This is a genomic window from Stenotrophomonas sp. Steno-C15 (assembly GCF_056393265.1).
In genome coordinates this window covers 1-14,938 of sequence record NZ_JBWJPF010000024.1, presented here as the reverse complement: position 1 = coordinate 14,938, position 14,938 = coordinate 1, and the positions used below count along the sequence as shown (strand labels likewise).

At 67.6% G+C, this 14,938-nt stretch carries 19 protein-coding genes and 1 tRNA gene; 7 read left to right on the top strand and 13 right to left on the bottom strand.

Going from position 1 to position 14,938, the window contains the following annotated elements; translation table 11 throughout:
• The first annotated feature begins 203 nt into the window (after positions 1-203).
• Both AC06FB_RS15745 and AC06FB_RS15740 read left to right on the top strand, forming a co-directional pair.
• Entirely contained in the window at positions 204-1,538 is a 1,335-nt protein-coding gene (locus AC06FB_RS15745; RefSeq protein ID WP_478053872.1) for an MFS transporter, read from the top strand.
• A 13-nt stretch (positions 1,539-1,551) separates the two neighbouring features.
• Positions 1,552-1,902, top strand: coding sequence for a hypothetical protein (locus AC06FB_RS15740; RefSeq protein ID WP_231108646.1), 351 nt, complete (start codon positions 1,552-1,554; stop codon positions 1,900-1,902).
• 3 nt (positions 1,903-1,905) lie between these two features.
• On the opposite strand, the gene AC06FB_RS15735 is transcribed toward AC06FB_RS15740, so the two are convergent.
• The 4 genes from AC06FB_RS15735 to AC06FB_RS15720 all read right to left on the bottom strand — a co-directional run bounded on the left by AC06FB_RS15735 (position 1,906) and on the right by AC06FB_RS15720 (position 6,389).
• Positions 1,906-3,558 (bottom strand): M28 family metallopeptidase, encoded by a 1,653-nt coding sequence (locus tag AC06FB_RS15735; protein ID WP_128987916.1) that lies wholly within the window; start codon positions 3,556-3,558, stop codon positions 1,906-1,908.
• A gap of 81 nt (positions 3,559-3,639) precedes the next feature.
• The gene (locus tag AC06FB_RS15730) at positions 3,640-4,572 is read right to left on the bottom strand and encodes an MBL fold metallo-hydrolase (protein WP_053520143.1); all 933 of its coding nucleotides are present in this window, start codon (positions 4,570-4,572) and stop codon (positions 3,640-3,642) included.
• Between the two features lie 102 nt (positions 4,573-4,674).
• Complete coding sequence (locus AC06FB_RS15725) at positions 4,675-4,965, bottom strand: hypothetical protein (protein ID WP_065182023.1); 291 nt, start codon at positions 4,963-4,965, stop codon at positions 4,675-4,677.
• Between the two features lie 128 nt (positions 4,966-5,093).
• Positions 5,094-6,389 (bottom strand): tryptophan--tRNA ligase, encoded by a 1,296-nt coding sequence (locus AC06FB_RS15720; protein WP_065174208.1) that lies wholly within the window; start codon positions 6,387-6,389, stop codon positions 5,094-5,096.
• A 108-nt stretch (positions 6,390-6,497) separates the two neighbouring features.
• Between AC06FB_RS15720 and AC06FB_RS15715 the strand changes: the two genes are divergently transcribed.
• On the top strand, positions 6,498-7,295 hold the full coding sequence (locus AC06FB_RS15715; protein WP_065174207.1) for a hypothetical protein: 798 nt from the start codon (positions 6,498-6,500) through the stop codon (positions 7,293-7,295).
• Positions 7,296-7,367: 72 nt separating this feature from the next.
• Here AC06FB_RS15715 and AC06FB_RS15710 read toward each other — a convergent pair whose 3' ends face one another.
• The 4 genes from AC06FB_RS15710 to AC06FB_RS15695 form a co-directional block, all read right to left on the bottom strand.
• On the bottom strand, positions 7,368-7,589 hold the full coding sequence (locus AC06FB_RS15710; RefSeq protein ID WP_019661831.1) for a CsbD family protein: 222 nt from the start codon (positions 7,587-7,589) through the stop codon (positions 7,368-7,370).
• Between the two features lie 212 nt (positions 7,590-7,801).
• Positions 7,802-7,939: an entericidin A/B family lipoprotein gene (locus AC06FB_RS15705; protein ID WP_053520147.1), complete on the bottom strand. Its 138-nt coding sequence runs from the start codon at positions 7,937-7,939 to the stop codon at positions 7,802-7,804.
• Between the two features lie 158 nt (positions 7,940-8,097).
• Positions 8,098-9,018, bottom strand: coding sequence for an arginase (rocF, locus tag AC06FB_RS15700; RefSeq protein ID WP_322523074.1), 921 nt, complete (start codon positions 9,016-9,018; stop codon positions 8,098-8,100).
• 244 nt (positions 9,019-9,262) lie between these two features.
• Positions 9,263-9,562, bottom strand: coding sequence for a hypothetical protein (locus tag AC06FB_RS15695; RefSeq protein WP_154582393.1), 300 nt, complete (start codon positions 9,560-9,562; stop codon positions 9,263-9,265).
• Between the two features lie 238 nt (positions 9,563-9,800).
• On the opposite strand from AC06FB_RS15695, the gene AC06FB_RS15690 reads away from it, so the two are divergent.
• A complete protein-coding gene (locus tag AC06FB_RS15690) occupies positions 9,801-10,205 on the top strand; it encodes a hypothetical protein (RefSeq protein WP_111186496.1) in 405 nt (134 codons plus the stop codon).
• Positions 10,206-10,327: 122 nt separating this feature from the next.
• Entirely contained in the window at positions 10,328-10,720 is a 393-nt protein-coding gene (locus AC06FB_RS15685) for a RidA family protein (RefSeq protein WP_322523073.1), read from the top strand.
• A gap of 42 nt (positions 10,721-10,762) precedes the next feature.
• Here AC06FB_RS15685 and AC06FB_RS15680 read toward each other — a convergent pair whose 3' ends face one another.
• From AC06FB_RS15680 to birA, 5 genes are all read right to left on the bottom strand, one after another.
• Positions 10,763-10,981 (bottom strand): addiction module antidote protein, encoded by a 219-nt coding sequence (locus AC06FB_RS15680; RefSeq protein WP_258391177.1) that lies wholly within the window; start codon positions 10,979-10,981, stop codon positions 10,763-10,765.
• A 121-nt stretch (positions 10,982-11,102) separates the two neighbouring features.
• Positions 11,103-11,178, bottom strand: a tRNA-Thr gene (locus AC06FB_RS15675).
• A gap of 40 nt (positions 11,179-11,218) precedes the next feature.
• Positions 11,219-12,052 (bottom strand): SPOR domain-containing protein, encoded by an 834-nt coding sequence (locus AC06FB_RS15670; RefSeq protein ID WP_263176886.1) that lies wholly within the window; start codon positions 12,050-12,052, stop codon positions 11,219-11,221.
• 9 nt (positions 12,053-12,061) lie between these two features.
• A complete protein-coding gene (locus tag AC06FB_RS15665; RefSeq protein ID WP_074902219.1) occupies positions 12,062-12,793 on the bottom strand; it encodes a type III pantothenate kinase in 732 nt (243 codons plus the stop codon).
• On the bottom strand, positions 12,790-13,758 hold the full coding sequence (gene birA, locus AC06FB_RS15660) for a bifunctional biotin--[acetyl-CoA-carboxylase] ligase/biotin operon repressor BirA (RefSeq protein WP_322523072.1): 969 nt from the start codon (positions 13,756-13,758) through the stop codon (positions 12,790-12,792). The genes AC06FB_RS15665 and birA overlap by 4 nt, the downstream gene beginning before the upstream one ends.
• 142 nt (positions 13,759-13,900) lie before the next feature.
• On the opposite strand from birA, the gene AC06FB_RS15655 reads away from it, so the two are divergent.
• Together AC06FB_RS15655 and AC06FB_RS15650 are read left to right on the top strand one after the other, a co-directional pair.
• Positions 13,901-14,179: a hypothetical protein gene (locus tag AC06FB_RS15655; RefSeq protein ID WP_053520154.1), complete on the top strand. Its 279-nt coding sequence runs from the start codon at positions 13,901-13,903 to the stop codon at positions 14,177-14,179.
• A complete protein-coding gene (locus AC06FB_RS15650; RefSeq protein WP_322523071.1) occupies positions 14,146-14,934 on the top strand; it encodes a M90 family metallopeptidase in 789 nt (262 codons plus the stop codon). The genes AC06FB_RS15655 and AC06FB_RS15650 overlap by 34 nt, the downstream gene beginning before the upstream one ends.
• Positions 14,935-14,938 lie beyond the last annotated feature (4 nt).

The window sequence follows — 14,938 nt, the reverse complement described above, 5'->3', positions numbered from 1 at the left end:
AAGGCGGATTCTAGGACGTTTTGAGTATGGTCCGGCACCCCGCAAGGTGGCACGCTGTCGTCCATCCATGCACCCTGTCCTGGCCTGCCACCCCGCGTTGACGGGTCATGCAGTACCAAGAAGGCTGCCCGGCTGCGCCACCACATGGTCGGACGCTGTATTTTCCGCGCACGGACGCTATCGCATCGAGGATCCCCGCCCAGATGAGCACCACGCCCCACCCTGCTGTTCCCGCGAACGACGGCGCCGCATTGCGCCGCTCGATCTCCAATACCCTCAAAGGCTCCGCCGGCAACCTGGTGGAGTGGTATGACGTCTACGTGTACTCGGTGTTCGCCGTGTACTTCGAGTCGCAGTTCTTCTCGCCGGAAGACAAGAACTCCACGATGTACGTCTGGGCGATCTTCGCCGCGACCTTCCTGATGCGCCCGATCGGTGCCTGGTTCTTCGGCCGCTTCGCCGACCGCCATGGCCGTCGCCTGGCCCTGACCGTATCGGTCACGCTGATGGCGTTCTGCTCCTTCATCATCGCCATCACCCCCACTGCCGCCAGCATCGGCATCTGGGCGGCGATCATCCTGCTGTTCGCGCGCCTGCTGCAGGGCTTCGCCACCGGTGGCGAGTACGGCGCGAGCGCCACCTACATGTCCGAGGCCGCCATTCCGGGCCGTCGTGGCTTCCTGTCCTCCTTCCACTACGTCACCCTGGTCGGCGGCCATGTGCTGGCCCAGCTGACCCTGTTCCTGATGCTGAACGTCTGGGGCAAGCCGGAGATCTCCGAGTTCGGCTGGCGCATCGCCTTCGGCATCGGTGGCATCGCCGCGGTCGTGGTGTTCTGGCTGCGCCGTGGCATGGATGAGTCGCTGGAAGAATCCTCGATCGAGGCCGCGCGCGAAGGCAAGGCCAAGAAATCCGGTTCGATGTACGAACTGTTCGTGCACCAGTGGCGCCCGCTGCTGCTGTGCTTCCTGATCACCGCCGGCGGCACCATTGCCTTCTACACCTACTCGGTGAACGGCCCGAAGATGATCCAGAGCGCCTTCGCAGGCGACGACCCGATGACCGGCACCCTGATCAACCTGGGCGTGCTGGCCTTCCTGATGGTGCTGCAGCCGGTCGGCGGCTGGCTGTCGGACATCATCGGGCGCAAGAGCCTGCTGGTGTTCTTCGGCGTGGGCGGCGTGCTGTACAGCTGGTACCTGATCACGCAGCTGCCGCACCAGCACGATGCCACCCTCGCCTTCCTCACCCTGGCGCTGGGCTTCGTCATCCTCACCGGCTACACCTCGATCAACGCCGTGGTGAAGGCCGAGCTGTTCCCGACCCACGTTCGGGCACTGGGCGTGGGCCTGGGCTACGCGCTGGCCAACTCGCTGTTCGGCGGTACGGCCCCGCTGCTGTACCAGGGCGCGCTGAAGACCAGCCACGTGGACTGGTTCGCCATCTATGTCACTGCCACCATCGCGGTATCGTTGGTGGTCTATGTGTTCTTCCTCACCAACAAGGGCCCGAACTGGCTCGACGGCACCCGCAAGTAAGGATGCCGTGCTGATGGCAGCCACCGGTGCAATGCCGGTGGCTGCCGCAACTCCCGCTACGCCCCTGATGTGGGCCGCCCTGCTGCTGGCGGTGGCAACCACGCTGGGCTGGCTGCTGCGACGCCCGGGCGCGCAGGCGCGCTGGCCACGCACCGGCTTCGGCATCGCCCTTCTGGTCTTCGCCAGCGCGCTGGCAGTGCAGCTGGCAGTGGACCTGGGCAGCGGTCACAGCTCGCTGCGGATGAACCTGCTCGGCCGCTTCAGCGGCCTGCGCACGGTCAGCCTCGGCACCATGATCACCTGCTACCTGGCGGCATTGGCCGCCAGTGCATGGGGTGCCTGGACGCTGCTGCGCAGGCGCTAGCCGTCAGCGGCGTGCCGCCTCGCTCTTGTCGCGGGCAGCGCGGAACTCGGAGTCCTTCTCCCAGGTCGGCCAGCGCCGGCTGTTGGCCAGCTCCGCGCCCAGGTCGTAGACCAGCAGCGTATCGGCGGCATGACCGCTGGGATCCCAGCCCGGCGTCCACGCGTCGCAGGCCTGGTGATAGCAGTCGGCGAAGTACTTCTCGCGCAGCGCGCGCCCTGCTTCCACGCCTCCGTCCAGCTTGTCCAGGCCCGGGCCGATGGTGATCGCCGGTACACCCAGCCGGGCGAAGGCGAAATGGTCGGCGCGGTAGAAGAAACCGGCCTCCAGGTTGGGGTCCGGGCTGTAGCTGCGGCCGCGTGCCTTGGCCACCCGCTCCAGGTCGCCTTCCAGCGATACCCGGCCCTTGCCCCACGAAGCGATGTCACGGGTCGGCCCGTCCGGGCTGAACATCTCGATGTTCAGTACGGCAGCGGTCTTGTCCAGCGGCGCCAGCGGATGCGCAGCGTAGTAGCTGGCCCCCAGCAATCCCTTTTCTTCAGCCGTCAGCGCCACGAAGTAGAGCGTGCGCTGCGGCTGCGGGCCGGCCGCGAACACCCGGCCCAGTTCCAGCACGGTGGCCACGCCGGTGGCGTTGTCGATGGCGCCACGGCGCACGCGGTCGCCCTTCGCATCGGGCTGGCCGATGCCGAAAGCGTCCCAGTGCGCCGAGAAGATCACCGCTTCATCGCCGTGCTCGCCGCCCGGCAGCTTGGCCACGACGTTGCGGGTCACCACCTGCTCGCGCTTGAGGGCGAAATCGACGCTCAGCCGCGCGTTGTCCAGGGCCACCGGACGGAAGTCGGCACGCATCGCCTTGCGCTTCTCCGCCTCGAAATCGAGGCCGGCGTCGGCGAAGATCGCCTCGGCCAGCTCGCGCTGCATCCAGCCGCGCAGCGGTGTGTGCTGGGCCATTGCCTCGGCCTGGCTGCGCTCGATATCGAACAACGGCGAGGTACCCGAGCTCTTCACCGTCGCCCAGCCATAGGCCGCAGGTGCGGTCTCGTGCACGATCAGCACACCTTCGGCACCGCGGCGCGCAGCCTCCTCGAACTTGTAGGTCCAGCGGCCGTAGTAGGTCACTGCCTTGCCATCGAACGCGCCGGGAGCGTCGGCCTCGAAATCGGCATCATTGATCAGCACCACGGCAATCTTGCCGTGCAGATCAATGTCCTTGTAGTCGTTCCAATGGCGTTCCGGTGCGTCGATGCCATAGCCCACGAACACCAGCGGTGCATCCTTGATCTGCACCCGGGCGCGCGGCTGCAGGCTCTGCAGGGTCACATCCACGCCATTGACCAGGGCGCGGCGGCCCTGCTTCAACGCCAGGCTGGCCGTGGCCGCCCCCTCCAGCTGCGCACGCACCAGCGGCACCGGCTGCACCCAGCTGCCGTCCACGCCGCCGGGTTGCAGGCCATAGCTGCGGAACTGCTCGATCAGGTACTGCACGGTGCGCTCTTCGCCTTCGCTGGCCGGAGCGCGGCCCTCGAATTCGTCCGACGCCAGTACACGCACGTGGCGCGACAGCGCCTGCGGGTCGATACCGCCGCCGGGAAGGTCATTGGCCGCCTGGGCCAGGCCACCCACGAACAGGCAGGACGACAGCAGCAACACGCGCATCGGGTTCACGGCAATACCACGGCAGGATGGGAAGTCATCAGAGTGTAACGTGACAGCAGTGCCGGCCGCAGTCCCGCTCCGTCAGCGGCGCTCTCGATCCAGCCAGCAGGCCAGGCCCTGCGCGTTGAGCTCGATGTCCATGGCCAGCACGGCCACCACCGCTGCGTCATCCAGCACACAGCCATGCTGCTGCGCGCGCTCCAGGTACAGGGCCTGCAGCGCCGCCAGCAGGCAGCGATGGCGGTCGGGCCGCTCGTCGCACTGGCGGCCGATCGCCGCCATCGCATCGATCTGCTCGAACAGGTCGCCGGCCAGCCGCTGCACCTGCTCCACGCGGCCATAGTGGGTGAGGTACATCGACTGCGGATCGTAGTCGAGCATGCGCTGGATCGACGCCTTCATCGCTTCGGGATCGAACTGCACGGGCGAAGAGGTCGGAAAAATGAAGGCGCCCTGCGCGCTGTCCAGTTCGCGGTAGGAGATACCGAAGGTATCGCCGGTGAACCAGCTGCGGCTGCGCGCATCCCATACGCAGTAGTGATGCAGTGCGTGGCCGGGCGTATGCAGCAGGAGCAGTTCGCGTCCGGCAAGATCGAGGCGATGGCCATCCTCGGCCACCACGACGCGGTGCTCGGGAATCGCCTCGATGCGGCCATAGCTGCGTGCGATCTCCTCCGCGCCGTAGACCGCGGTGGCGCCTGCGATCAGCCGGGTCGGATCGATCATGTGCGGCGCACCGCGCGGATGCAGCACGGCCCGGGCATTGGGCAGCTGCTGCATCAACAGGCCCGCACCGCCGGCATGGTCCAGATGCACATGGGTCAGCAGAAGCCAGTCCACCGCGTCGGGCTGCAGGCCGGCATCGGACAGCGCCCGCAGCATCGCCGGCACGGACAGGCCGGTGCCACAGTCCACGAAGGCGCCCCGCCCGTTCTCGACGATCAGGTACGCCGCATCGAAGTCGGGACGTTGGAAGCCGGTATCGATGGTGTGGATGCTGGGGTCGGCGATCATCGGCACGCACCTGGCGGAATCGGAATCAGGCGTCCATGGTAGGCGCGCAGGCAGGACCGGTTCGATGCGGCTTTGGTCGGAGGCACGCACTCTGCCCCGGGACTACAACCATCGCGGTCGCAGCAGCAGTGCCAGCACCAGCACCGCCAGGAACGCGCCGTAGGCATAGAGCACCGCCAGCACCTGCGGCCAGATCGGCCCCGCGTCGGTCTGCACCAGGCCCAGGTGGTGGCCCCACAGCATCGCCACGATGCTCAGAACAAAGGCCAGCAGCAGCACCAGGCCATCGAACAGGCGCCGCCGCGACGTGCGCGGCTGGCGCGGGAACAGCCAGTACAGGCTGCCCAGCACGACGAACCAGGGCAGGAAAAGCAGCAGCGACAACCACGCCATCGCAGACTCCTTCCATAGCGCCGGGCCCGATGCCCGGCTCCACATCCATCGGTAGCGCCGGGCCATGCCCGGCGGGGTGCATCAGGTAGCGCCGCCGGGCATGGGCCCGGCGTTACAGCATCGTCCGCTCAGGCATCTTCGCGCAGCGCGGCCAGTGCCGCCAGGACCGCGTCAACCTCCGCCTCCAGCTTGAACAGCTCGCTCTGCAGCGCATCACCCTGCTCGGCCTGCTTGATCACGGCGATCAGCTGGCCGGCATCGCGCGGCGAATCAAAACCAATGCTCTGCATCAGCAGCGTGCCGTCGCCGGCGGTCAGCTTGAAGTAGAAGCGACCATCCTTTTCGCGGTACTGCTTGAACTGCGGCGGCGCCACGCGGGCAGCGCCGGCATCCTCGCTGGCGATGTCGCCGGCGGTGGACAGGTCGCGCAACCCCACGGCGTGCCGCAGCTCATCCAGCAGCGGCATCGCGAACGTCTCGCGCAGCTGCTGGCCACGGCGCTTCAGCAGCGCCTCGATCTTTTCCGGCTCGGCCATCAGCGCGTTGTAACGCTCGCGCAACGGTGACAGCTCACCGTCGATGCGCTCGAACAACTGCTGCTTGGCATCGCCCCAGCTGATGCCCTCGGCGAATGCCCGGGCGAAAGCAGCGGTCTGCTCCGGGGTGGCGAAGGCCTGGTACATCTGGAACAGCGCCGAGCCCTCGGTGTCCTTGGGCTCACCCGGTGCGCGCGAGTCGGTCAGGATCGAGAACACCAGCTTCTTCAGCTCCTCGCGCGGCGCGAACAGCGGAATGGTGTTGTGGTAGCTCTTGCTCATCTTGCGGCCGTCGAGGCCGGCCAGCGTGGCCACCTGCTCATCGATCACCACCTCCGGCAGCGGGAAGTATTCCTTGCCGTAGACGTGATTGAAGCGCTGGGCGAAGTCGCGGGCCATCTCGATGTGCTGGATCTGGTCACGACCGACCGGCACCTGGTTGGCCTTGAAGATCAGGATGTCGGCAGCCATCAGCACCGGGTACATGAACAGCCCGGCGCTGACGCCGGCATCCTCGTCCAGGCCTTCCTCGCGGTTCTTGTCCACCGCTGCCTTGTAGGCATGGGCACGATTGAGGATGCCCTTGCTGGCGATCGCGGTCAGGAACCACATCAGTTCTGTGGTTTCGCGGATGTCGCTCTGGCGGTAGAACCAGACGTGTTCCGGATCCAGGCCGCAGGCCAGCCAGCTGGCTGCGATCTCCAGGGTCGCGCGCTGGGTGCGCTGCGGATCCTGCGCCTTGATCAGGCTGTGCAGGTCGGCCAGGAAGAAGAAGCTCTCGATCCCCGGGGTGCGGCTGGCCGCGATGGCCGGACGGATGGCGCCAACGTAGTTGCCCAGATGGGGGGTGCCGGAGGGGGTGATGCCGGTAAGGACTCGGGTCGTCATGACTGCGTGGGGAAACCTTCGATGAACAGAACCAGTTTACCGTGCCCACGGCCAACCCCGTCAGGGCCTGCGGGTCGTTCATTCACCCGAGCCCACCGGAGTTCCCACATGAAACGCCTGCTGCCCCTGCTGCTGATCCTGCCCCTGGCCGGCTTCCGCCCGGTTCCGCCGCCACCGCCGATGCCGCAGGACGGCCCTGTGCGGATGACCCTGATCGACCGCGACCGCGGCACCGAACTGCGCAGCCATGCAGCCGATGGACAGCGCTGGGTGGCGGGCGAGCGCGGCCATCGCTATGCGGTACGCCTCTACAACGACAGCCCGCGGCGGGTGCTGGTGGTGCTCTCGGTGGATGGCATCAATGCCATCTCCGGCGAAGATGCCGACCCGTCGCAGACCGGCTATGTGCTCAACCCCGGCCAGCGCGCCGACATCACCGGCTGGCGCAAGAGCCAGGATGAAGTGGCGCAGTTCGTCTTCAGCAGCCCCAGTGGCAGCTATGCCAGCCGTACCGGCCGTGCGGACAACATCGGCGTGATCGGCGCGGCGGTGTTCGAGGAGGCCCGTCGCTGGCCGCTCCGACCGGAGCCGCTGCTGCGCCGTGGCGCCCCGGCACCGGCCGCTGCGGAATCCGCTGCGGACGCCAGCGCCAGCCGCATGGACGGCTACTCAGCGCGGTCGCAGGCACCGTCGCTGGGCACCGGTCACGGCGCGCGCGAACGCTCCTCGGTGCGTGATACCGCATTCGAACGGGCCAGCCGCACGCCGGCGCAGGTCGTGCAGCTGCGTTACGACAGCGCACGCGCGCTGCGCGCACGCGGCATCGTGCTCGACCCGCCTTCGCGCCTGCCGCGCGAGCCGCAGGCGTTTCCGAACCGCTACGTGCCGGATCCGCCGACACGTTGAGTCCCTGACAGCACGACGCCCGCACCAGAGGGTGCGGGCGTCGACGTGGGGGAACCGCTTACCGCCGGCTGCTTACTTGTAGTCCGGGTAGTCCTTGCGCACGCTGTCTTCGAAGTCACGGACTTCCTTCTCGGCGCGGTCCTTGGCCCAGCCATACCGTTCCTGCAGGCGGCCGGCCAGATATTCGGCATTGCCCTCGGCCACATCGAAATCGTCGTTGGTCAGATCGCCCCACTTGGCCTGGGCCTTGCCCTTCAGCTGCGACCACTTGCCGGAAATGATGTCTTTGTTCATTGCTGGGAATCCTTGGTTGCAACGGCGTTCTTACCGTGACTGCAGCTTCCCGCATCCGCTGTTGAAAGGCGGTCAACCGCTCATGAAACACATGCTCACGTGCTTGAATGGTTCACTCCATCGCCACACGCGATGGCAACAACACGGCAGCACACACGCACAAAAAAGGCCGGGAAGATCCCGGCCTTTTTCTGTTCCACACCGCGTCGGGCTTAGTTGCCCTTGGCGGCATCCTCGACCTTTTCACCGGCCTTCTGCACGTCCTTGCCGGCACCGGCAACGGTGTTGCAGCCGGCCAGCATGGCCACCGAGAACATCGACAACAGCATCAGGGCAACTACGCGCTTCATGGGCTTCTCCTTGGGTTCGCCGCTTCACCGCTACAACGCGGATGGGGTTCTGTCGCTCGGCAGGCAGGGCCGAAGCCACCGCCGCCGCGTGAGGTGCAATCTGGCGGCTGCGGCGTGCAGCGGGCGTGAACGGATCGGCGATCCGTTCAGGGATGCCCTCAATCGCGCATCAGCGTGGATTTGCCGAACAGGCTTTCCACCAGGTCCACGGCCAGTTCGGCGGTGGCGTTCTGCTTGTCCAGCAGCGGATTGAGCTCGACGATATCCAGCGACCCCATGCGCCCGCTGTCGGCGATCATTTCCATCACCAGCTGCGCTTCGCGGTAGTTCACCCCACCCGGCACCGTGGTGCCGACGCCGGGTGCGATGCTCGGGTCGAGGAAGTCGACATCGAAGCTGACATGCAGATGGGTGCTGTCATCGATTCCGGCCAGCGCGGCCTCCACGGTGCGCTTCATACCGTTCTCGTCGATGTAGCGCATGTCGTAGACGTCGACCTTGTGGGTCTTGATCAGGCGCTTCTCTTCCGGGTCCACCGAGCGGATGCCGATCTGGTGCATCTGGGCGGGCGTGATTGCCGGCGCACTGCCGCCCAGACGGGTCAGTGCCTCCGGCCCCAGCCCGCACAGGCAGGCCACCGGCATGCCGTGGATGTTGCCCGACGGCGTGACATCACTGGTATTGAAGTCCGAGTGTGCATCCAGCCACAGCACGCGCAGGGTCTTGCCCTGCTCGCGGCACCAGCGGGCCACTGCGGTGATCGAGCCGATGCCCAGGCAATGGTCGCCGCCGAGCATGATCGGCATGCGCCCGTCCTGCAGCTCGGCATAGCTGGCCTCCATCAGTGCATGGTTCCAGGCCACCACCTCGTCCAGATGGCGGTAGCCTTCGACCGGCGCGGTCCACGGGTTGCGCGGGCCGTCCAGGTTGCCCAGATCGCGCACGTCCACACCGCGCGCCGCCAGCGCCTCCGGCAGGCCCGCCACGCGCAGCGCTTCCGGCCCCAGCCGCGCGCCCCGATGGCCGGCACCGACATCGGTGGGGACGCCGATCAACGAGACGGAAATGGGATGGGCCATGGGTGCCTCCTGCAACGGAAAAAGAAGCACAGTCTAGCCAGAGCTGTGTGACACGACTCGCGGCGGTGCAGCAGGGCAGATGCGGTCAGCGGTGGCGGAACACCGCATGGCAACACAGTGTCGGAATCAGCACGGCCGGGCGCGTATGGGCGATGTAGCCAGCCCGCACGTGAGCGATGGGCCATGACGACGCATGCGCAGATGGCAGGGCACCCAGGCTGGGCGGATGGCAACACTGTGGCGTCTACCGCAGCGCCGATCCTTCAGCACCATCAGGATCGGCGCTGCACTTGCCGGCCATTGCCGTTAGCATCGTGCTGGCTCGGTCTGCCGCACCGGTTAAGCCAGCTTTACTTCGCGTATGTCGCGTCCATTGCCGTGCGTGGGAATCACTGGAATCCGCCATTGCAAAGGCATCGCGCAGGATGTCGCTTTTGCCTTTACATCGCGCGAAACAGGTCAAAAGCGATAATTCATTTTTTCTTTCGAATCGCACGAAGTCATTGGAAAGAATGACTGGCGGGCGGTGTTTGCGCGTGCGCATGATGAATCGCCACCGACAACGGGTGGCCCGGGCTCCAATCCCGGAAGTCGATGTTGTTTACGCTTGTCAGTCGGCGCCACCTGTCTCGGGGTGGCGCCGGCTGGCAATCCGTCTGCCGATCTACGGCGGGCGGTGCGTGGGGGCCTTGTGCCCGCCGGTTCATCGACTCCGGTATTGGAACCACGCATCGTCCGCCACCCTCTGCGGGTGGCGCCTCTGTTCCGCATGAGGATGTCCCATGACCGCACCCCGCTACCCCTATCTGCTTGCCACCCTGGGCGATGCCGCCGAGCACCTGCCCCGCGAACTGGCAGAGCCGTTGGAAGCTGCGCTTTCCGCTGCCGTTGATCTGCCTGAGCCGATCACGCTGGTGGGCTGCCTGCAGCGTATCCGCAGCGGCGATGCCGCCGATGGTCAGCCGTGGAAAGGCCCCGTACCCAGCCCAGGCCAGGGCGTGACCCGTGCGCGTACCGACCGCGCCGCCGCCGGCCTGGTCACGCTGCTGGAGGTATTCCACGCCGCCGAGCGCGTGCGTGTGGATGGCGCCGAGAAGGACGACATCGGCGACGGCGCGCGCGAAGGCCTGCTGCTGGCCTGCCGGGGGCTGGCGGAGTATGTGGAGCTGCAATTGCACGCGGCATGAGCCGCGCCGCCACGCCCGCCGATTGTTTTGATTTGGCAAATAGTGATGGCGCTTTATAGGCGTTTATCCGGCCAATGCCGAGGACTACCTTGAGGCTCATCGATCCCCTTCTGGAGAATCCCATGAGCAAGGGCAATGCCGTTTTCCCGGCCGGCCGGCAGGACCTGTACACCTCGCAGACCTATTCGGCCGCGATCCAGTCGGGTGACCTGCTGTTCGTGTCCGGCCAGGTGGGCAGCCGCAGCGACGGGACGCCCGAGCCCGACTTCGAGGCGCAGGTCCGCCTGGCCTTCGCGAACCTGGAGGCAACCCTGAAGGCCGGTGGTTGCGGGCTTGACGACATCGTCGACGTGACCACCCTCCATACGGACCCGCAGAACCAGTTCGGAACCGTCATGACCGTAAAGAGCGAGGTCTTCCCCGAGAAGCCCTATCCCAACTGGACGGCGGTGGGCGTCAACTGGCTTGCCGGATTCGACTTCGAGATCAAGGTGATCGCCCGCATTCCGGACTGAGCATGCCGCCTCCGGGAGATCGTGTGCGCGAGCGCGTGCCGCTCAGGTAGCGGTCGCGAAATCAGGACTCCGCTCGCCGGACAGCGCCCGATAGAGGCTCACGCGCGACAACCCCGTCGCTCGTGCAATCTTGCTCATCCCCTGGGCACGCGCGATATCGCCCAGTGTCTTGGCAGTGAAGGCCGAATCGCCATTGCTTTCAATGATGCAGGCATCGAGATAGGCGGCCATTTCTTCAGGCGTACGGAGATGCGTGGCCACCTCAGATGCTTCGAGTTCACTCTTCTTTTTGACAGCCCTGCGTATGCGACTCTGGCGCCTGGCAAACGCGCTGCAATTCGCGGCAGGAGAAAGAACGCTGCGGAAGCGAGCGACTGCGGGATGGTGCCGCTTATCCGAATCGAACGGATGACCTACTGTTTACAAGACAGTTGCTCTACCAACTGAGCTAAAGCGGCATGGGTGACGCACTGGCGGCAGCGCCGCAGTGGGGGGATTCTAGCGCAGTCGCGCGCATTCCAGCGACTGTTGCCGGGCGGCGCCGCTGCGCTGCTGCACCTGCGCAGGCTGTGCGGTGCCGGCCAGCTGCCCGTCCACCCACCACTGGCCGGCGTCGCCGCTGGCCACCAGGCGCGGCTGGAAGCCGGCGGCCTGCACCGCAGCGATACGCCGCTCGGCGCCTTCGCGGTTGCGGTACTGGCCCAGCGCCACGGCGTTGGCGTCCTCACCCTGGCTGATGATGTAGTAGTCGCCCAGGCCCGCAGCGACGATGCGCTTGACCGTGGCCTGCGCCTCTTCGCGGCTGGCGGCGGCCGGCAGCAGCACGCGGTAGCGGGCACTGCCGCTGGCGGCCGGCTGCTCGCGCAGGCGCGCCTGGCTGAGCAGCGTGCCGGCCCGGCCCTGCGCTGCGCTGGCGGCGGCACGATCGGCGAACGGACCCAACGCGATGCAGCGCGGCGGCTCGCTGGCGGCAGGCGCCTGCGCGACCGGCGGTGCGACCGGCGCCGGCGCTGGCGTCGGGCTGGAGGTTGCTTCCGCAGCCGGCGCCTTGGCCGGCTCGGCTTGCGGCTTGGCCGGCGCGGCAGGGGCAGGAGTGGACGCCACGGCGGTCGCCGCTGCGGGGTCGCGCTCCACCAGTGCTGGCGCCGGTGCCTCCGACGATGCCTGCGCGGCCACCGCCGCATCGGTGCCGCCGGGCACCCAGCGCAGTTCCGCCACGCCGGCGGGCCGCGGTGGCGGCGCAGGCTTCTGCGGCGCATCGCGCAGCAGCCACCAGCAGGCAACGCCGAGGTTGAGGATGGCCAGAACGACGATCAGGGCACGGGTGAGCATGCGCGGATACTAGCCTGCAGGCTGGTGCACCGCCCAGCGGGCGAGGCCGTCCAGCACCAGCGAGGGGTGGTAGTCGGCGCCGTCCAGCAATGGCATCAGCGCGGGCGCGCCGCCACCGTGCACCAGCAGCGACGGCATCACACCCAGCAGTGCCTGCGCCTGCTGCGCACTGCGCTCGACCAGCGCCACCGCAGCACCATCGCAACCGGAGGCGAGTGCGTCGGCGGTGTCATTGGCAAACTCGCTGTAATCGCCGCCACTGGCGGGCAGCTGCACGGCGCGCGCATGCAGTGCTTCGCGCATGGTGGTGGGTGATGCGGCGATGCGGCCGCCGTGATGCTGGCCACGGGCATCGAGCAGGTCGATGGTGAGCGCCGTGCCCACGCCCACCACCAGCACCGGGCGCTGCGCCTTGGCGGCGGCCAGCAGGGCAAGGAAACGATCCACGCCGAACTTCTCCGGGCGCGCGTAGGCGATGCGCACGCCTGCGCATTCGGCGCTGGTGCGCACCACATGCACCTGGTCGAAGCGCCGCTGCAGCTGGTCCAGCATGGCGCTGGTCAGCGAAGGTGCGGCCACGCTGGCGACGAACGCCGTCGCGCCGCTGGGCAGGCTGTGCGGCGGCTGCCCGGCCATGCCTTCGGCGCCATGCGCCCAGGCCTGTACGTCACCCGCGCGATCCCCCTGCAACGGCGCGAACTTGAAGCGCGAATTGCCCAGGTCGAACAACCAGTCGCTCATGCCGCCCTCACCGTGACTTCGCCGGCATGCAGGCGGCGCTCGCAGCCGTCGATGCTCACGCGCAGCGCGCCGTCATCGGCCAGGCCCAGTGCGGTGCCGTGCTGCCACTGCCCCTCCAGTTCGACGCGCACCTCGCGGCCGGCCAGCATGTCGAAGGCGGCGTAGCGCGGCAGGAACGGGGCCAGCCCTTCGCGATCGAATTCCTCCAGCGCCGGCAGCAGCCGTGCGAGCACGGCGGCGACGACGATGTTGCGGTCGACCGGCGTGCCGGCCAGTGTGTCCAGATCCACCCAGGGCTGGGTGATCTGCTCGGCGAACGAGGGCGGCATGTGCGTGTTGATGCCGATGCCGATCACCGCGCGAGCCGGACCGGCGTATTCGCCGCCGCCCTCGGCGAGCAGGCCGACCAGCTTGCGACGGCCATCGACGATCAGATCATTCGGCCACTTCAGCTGCGCCTGGGTGAAACCCAGATCGTGCAGCGCTTCGGCCACGGCGATACCGGCAACCAGGCTCAGCCCCGCCAGCCGGCCAAGGCCCCCGGAGAACAGGCGCAGCACCGACAGATAGACGTGGGCCGCCAGCGGCGAGGCCCAGGTGCGGCCGCGCCGCCCCCGCCCTCCGGTCTGGCGTTCGGCCAGCAGGACGCTGACCCCGCGCTGGGGCGCGCTGCACCGCAGCAATTCGGCATTGGTGGAATCCACCGTCCAGGCCACCTGCAAGTCATGCAGCAGGGACAGGGCATCGGCCGGCAGGGCGGCACGGATGGCCGCCGGGTCCAGCAGCTCGACCGGGCGGGTCAGGCCATAGCCTTCGCCGGCACGGCCCTCGATATCGACACCTGCGGCCCTAAGCCCTTGAATGCGCTTCCAAATTGCCGCCCGGGTCTGACCCAGCTCACGGGCCAGGGCGTCGCCGGACAGGCGACCGGCAGCGAGTTTGGCCAGCAATTGGCGATCGTCCACGGCAGCTTCCACGAAGTCAGGACGGAATTATGCGGGAAAGCCGCCAGCGACGCCCGCCACGGGGCCGGCAGCGGGCTTCCAATCCGGTGCCGGGTTCGGGCTAGAATCGGGAACTCACCTTCCCTTAACGTGGATGTCGTCAATGCGCCGTTATGCCCATTGCCTGATCCTGCTGACGATGCCCTTCGCGGCGTCGGCCACAGCAGCACTGGATGACAGCCGCGGCGCCTGTGTGTCCTCCAACGGCGATGCCGCCTCGCAGCGCGCACCGACGGCATCGACCACCACGGCCAAGCCTGCTCCGGCACGCCCGGCGGCCAGCAGCGCGACCAGCACCGGCGGTGGCGGCAGCGATGAGGACATGCTGCAGCGGCTGCGCGCGCCGAAGTGGCACAGCTACCTGCCAGGAATGTTCCGCTGATCAAGTCGTTGCTGCAGTGGCTGCGGCCCGCACCGCGGCCGATCGAAGACGCATACTGGGATGAGGCCTGCCGCCGTGCGGCATGGCTGCAGGGGCTTTCCGACGAACGACGCGCCCGGCTGCGCACGCTGGCGGCGCGCTTCCTGCATGAGAAGACCATCACCCCGATCGGCAACCTGCAGCTGCAGGCCGCCGACGGCGTGCTGCTGGCGGCCCTGTGCTGCCTGCCACTGCTCGAGTTCGGCGAGGTGGGGCTGCAGGGCTGGTCGCAGCTGATCGTGTACCCCGACGCATTCCGCGTGCATCGCAGCCACATGGATGCGGCGGGCGTGCTGCACGAATGGGACGACGAGCTGATCGGCGAATCGTGGGACAGCGGGCCGTTGATCCTGTCCTGGGCCGACGTGCAGGCCGATCTGGCCGCACCGCACGAGGGCTACTGCGTGGCCGTGCACGAGATGGTGCACAAGCTCGATGCGCTCGATGGCGCGATGGACGGCACACCGCCGCTGCCGCGTGCGTGGCAACGTGAGTGGGCTGCTGTCTTCCAGCAGTCCTACGATGCGTTCTGCGCGCAGGTGGATGCCGGCCAGGAGACGTTGATCGACCCGTATGCCGCCGAAGCACCGGAGGAGTTCTTCGCGGTCGCCAGCGAGTACCACTTCTCCGCTCCGGACGTGCTGGCCGAAGCGCTGCCCGATGTCGCCGCGCATCTGCGGCGCTTCTATGGTGAACCACCGGCGCTGGGCGGCTGAGTCA